Here is a 3,612-nt window from a genome sequence, read left to right as displayed (position 1 = left end):
CTCCTTAGTGGTGGCCTCTGGATTATCTCACCCTGGAACTCCCTCATTACAGCCCTGATTTTGTCCTCTGGAACGTCTCCGTGGAGGTGCATCAAAGCCACGTACTCTTTTCCAGCTGGAAGAAGAGCCTGGACTACTCTCGTGGCTCTCTCAAGCGCAACCGGCAGAATGCCACTCACCTTCGGGTCGAGGGTTCCACCGTGGCCTGCTTTTTTCAGATTGAAGAGCCTTTTAATCCACGCGACCACCTCGTGGCTCGTCGGACCGGGCGGCTTGTCGAGGTTTATTATACCGAACTGGATGTGCATTTCCATGGGTCTTTTCTCAGGAGGAAACCCCCACTTGGGATTGGTCTCGGCATTCTCGTCTTTAACCAGAACTTCACGCTTTATGTCAGCAGGCAAAATCCTCCTGACTTCGTCCCTCGCCATGATCATCACCTTACGGATCTTCCAACGCTTTGATAGACTCGTCCTTTCCAATTCCAGCAAGTTTTAGAACACCCATTAATGTTCCAAGCTTAAGTTCTTGATGCAGCGGGACCACAGTACCGATTTTCCTACCTCCAACGTGTTTAACAAGAATCACATGGCTATCCTTCTGACGAGATACCCTAAAGCCGAACTTTGAGACAAGGACTTTAACCACGTCTTCACCCGAGAGCCTCGGCAATCTGGACATTGAAATCGCCCACAAAGTTTATTCTCTCAAGTTCTTCCTTCAATTCTGGGAACTCCTCGAGGTAAAGCTCAACCGCCTCCCGAAGGTTTTTGATGGCTTCTTCTATGGTCTCCCCCTGCGTAGTTACCCCAGTAAAGACCTCCCGTATAACATAAAACCCCTCTTCCTCCCATATAACCGCATGGAGGTTCATGCTCTCACCCCGCTAAACTTATGAATGCTCCTTTATAAACTCACCTAATACCTGAGGAACGCATGAAAATGCCAGTTCAGATGAACGGCCCGCGACAGACAAGAACGAGGTGCAAAGAAACACCGCAGAACTGCCAGAAGGAAATATGAGGCCAGAAGGCCTCACTCAAGGCTGATTCCAGCGCCCTCAAGGGCCTGCCTTATCTCCTCGTCAGAGGCGCCTCTGGCGATGTTTACCTTCTCCGGAAGGGGCTCAAGGTGTTTGATGTTCATCCTCCTGCGCTTGACCTTGTTGAGTCCAGCGCCGGTAACAAGGACGAAGTTCCTGTCGATTATGTCCGCAACGACGACCTTCTGCCCGGCCCTCCTTCCGGCGATAACAACGGCAATCCTTCCAACGTCCACAGCAGGCATTCATCCCACCTCCTTCTTCTTTTTGTTGCCCGGGTATCTGCCCGACCCCGCGTCGCCGTCGGGGTAAAGGTGGTCGATGGCGGCCTTCACAATCGCGAAGACCCCATCGGGACCCCATTTCGCAGTGTTTATTATTAAATCGTAAATTGACTTGTCCTCGATGTCGATGCCGTAGAGGTTTAAATACCTTTTCCTGTTCCCCTTCTCCCTCTCGGCTATCTCAATGAAGGCCTCCTCAACGGAGATGCCCTCTCTCCTCGTGACTCTCTTGGCCCGCTCCATTATTGGAGCATCAAGCCAGATTTTCAGATCGGCGTTTTTGACCATCCATCCGGCGAGACGGCCTTCAATTACGACGTTGCACTCCTTGGCTGCCTCGACCTGTCTCCTGTCAACTTCTCTGTCTATCTCCGGGTGAAGTTCAGCGTATTTCTGGAACTCCTCAAGGGTCATGCCCATTTCCCTAGCCATCTGGCGGAATATCAAGCCAGCGTAGACGTGCTTGAAACCGTAGTGCCTGGAGAGGTTCCGGCAGAGTGTGGTAGTTCCGGAACCGGCAAGGCCACTGACTGTTATGACGAAGCAGCCCTTTGGCATGGGGACACCTTCAGAGGGCTATACTGGCCCTTACCTGGGCCTTCATGACCTTCCTCATGCATCTCGGGCAGAGGTTCGGGTAGGGCCTCTCCGGCCTCTTCTTGGTCTTGGGGAGCTTCCTGAGTTCACTCGACCTTCCGCGAGGAACGCCGTTGAGCGGTCTACCGCAGAGGGCGCAGTGGGCTATCTTCGGCTTCCTTCTCTCGAAGTGTATGACCGTCCTCCCGCCTGGAGTGCGGACGTACTTCCTTCTCCATGACCTTGATCTGTACATCGGCTTCATGCTCTCACCTCGCAACCCCTTTCAGCGGAGCGTTTTTAAATTTATCCCATGTCCAGGAGCTTCCTCAGTATCATGCCGACGACATAGCTCGTGAGGAAGTACCAGCCGAGGTAACCAAGCTGATCGGGTGGAAGGTTGGAGTGATACATCTTGTGGAACCAGTCGAAGAGGAAGAAGTTGAAGGGTAACTTGGCTATCCCGACTTCCACGTACCACCGCCTGAGCCATCCGAAGAATACCCAGAACAGGGGCAGTGTAATTATCATTGGGATCATCGTTTGCTTCATCACTTCACCCTGCATCTTCATGAGCTCCATCTGCTTCTGCTGGAGTTTGCGGAGCTTCTTCTCATCCCCGCTCTTCTGTGCCTCACGCATTTCCTTCTGGAGCTCCTTGCTGAGCTTCTGTATCTTCTTCTGCTTTTCTATGTCGGTGAAGAAATAGTATATCAGCGTGTAGAAACCGCCGATTATCGCTCCCGCTACAGTTATCACCCATATAGGGTGGTACTTTATGATGAAGGGCCCGAACAGGACATCAAGGAAGTGATATATCGCCTCACTCATATTCTCCCACCGCCAGATCAAGTACTTTTACAAGCTCGTTAACAGCCTCCTCCAAACCTTTGTCCTCATGGTTCTCAATTATCTTCACGAGGGCGTTTGAGTGCATGGCATAGCTTATCGCCGCGGCCCTGTTGAGATCTTGGTGTCTCTCTATCTGCCCCTCGGTCTCGACGTCCCTGTCCCTCTTGAGGTCGCGGAGGCGTCTTCCGAGGATCTCACTTGGAGTGGCCTCAATGATGACTATGAAGTTGGGGTTTATAACCTCAATGACCTCCCTGGGAAAGCCGAGGAGATACCCAACGGGGGTCTTTATGGTCGCGTGAGTATCGAGCAATACGGGCTCTTTGCGGGCTATCTCAACTATCCTCTGAGCCGCTTTAAGCTGTAGCTCCTTCTGGGCTCCCGGTTCAAGCTTCCTCATCTCATCTCTGTGCTTGACGAGGCCAGCCTTTATGGCCTCTTCGAACATGAGGTCGCCAAAGTTAACGAGCCTGAACTTGATCCTAGTCCTCTTGAGGGCAATCCTGGTTATGGTGCTCTTTCCGACTCCAGGGATACCTGTGATCATTACTACGAACGGCATGAGCCTCACCCAGGGGGTTCTGCAAGGATAATAAAAAAGCAAACTTAAAAGGTTTTGCAAAAAGGGAAATCATTTCGCGAAGAACTTTCTCAAGGCGGGGAACATCTCAGTCGCCTGTTCCCTTGCTATCTCCTCGTAGAACCTATAGAGTATGCCTACCGTCAGCAGTATTCCCGTTCCGGTACCGAGCGCCCCGAGGAAGTCCGCCAGTATAGCAACCACTGCCAGAGTGAAGGAGCCCCAGAAGGTAACATAGGGTATGTACCTCTGGAGAACTCTCTCAAGGATTCTCGGAT

General features: G+C 52.0%; 7 protein-coding genes and 2 pseudogenes. All 9 read right to left on the bottom strand.

Annotation, left to right across the window (positions count from 1 at the left end; all coding sequences use genetic code 11):
- Positions 1-431: pseudogene (locus MVD07_RS00430) on the bottom strand (RNA-guided pseudouridylation complex pseudouridine synthase subunit Cbf5); the annotation flags it as partial.
- A gap of 10 nt (positions 432-441) precedes the next feature.
- Entirely contained in the window at positions 442-648 is a 207-nt protein-coding gene (locus tag MVD07_RS00425; protein WP_297497123.1) for a type II toxin-antitoxin system HicA family toxin, read from the bottom strand.
- A gap of 4 nt (positions 649-652) precedes the next feature.
- The gene (locus tag MVD07_RS00420; protein ID WP_297497121.1) at positions 653-874 is read right to left on the bottom strand and encodes a type II toxin-antitoxin system HicB family antitoxin; all 222 of its coding nucleotides are present in this window, start codon (positions 872-874) and stop codon (positions 653-655) included.
- Between the two features lie 161 nt (positions 875-1,035).
- Entirely contained in the window at positions 1,036-1,287 is a 252-nt protein-coding gene (locus MVD07_RS00415) for a 50S ribosomal protein L14e (protein ID WP_297497119.1), read from the bottom strand.
- A complete protein-coding gene (cmk, locus tag MVD07_RS00410) occupies positions 1,288-1,884 on the bottom strand; it encodes a (d)CMP kinase (RefSeq protein ID WP_297497117.1) in 597 nt (198 codons plus the stop codon). It lies immediately after the preceding gene.
- 10 nt (positions 1,885-1,894) lie between these two features.
- A complete protein-coding gene (locus tag MVD07_RS00405; RefSeq protein WP_297497115.1) occupies positions 1,895-2,167 on the bottom strand; it encodes a 50S ribosomal protein L34e in 273 nt (90 codons plus the stop codon).
- A 41-nt stretch (positions 2,168-2,208) separates the two neighbouring features.
- Positions 2,209-2,733 (bottom strand): DUF106 domain-containing protein, encoded by a 525-nt coding sequence (locus MVD07_RS00400; RefSeq protein ID WP_297497114.1) that lies wholly within the window; start codon positions 2,731-2,733, stop codon positions 2,209-2,211.
- Positions 2,726-3,316, bottom strand: a complete 591-nt coding sequence (locus MVD07_RS00395) for an adenylate kinase (RefSeq protein ID WP_297497112.1) — start codon at positions 3,314-3,316, stop codon at positions 2,726-2,728. Before MVD07_RS00395 ends, MVD07_RS00400 begins: the two co-directional genes overlap by 8 nt.
- 69 nt (positions 3,317-3,385) lie before the next feature.
- Positions 3,386-3,612: pseudogene (locus tag MVD07_RS00390) on the bottom strand (preprotein translocase subunit SecY); the annotation flags it as partial.

The sequence above is a fragment of the Thermococcus sp. genome (assembly GCF_027008145.1).
Taxonomy (GTDB): domain Archaea; phylum Methanobacteriota_B; class Thermococci; order Thermococcales; family Thermococcaceae; genus Thermococcus.
Note: the sequence above shows the minus strand (reverse complement) of the source record. Positions and strands in the feature narration are given on the sequence as shown.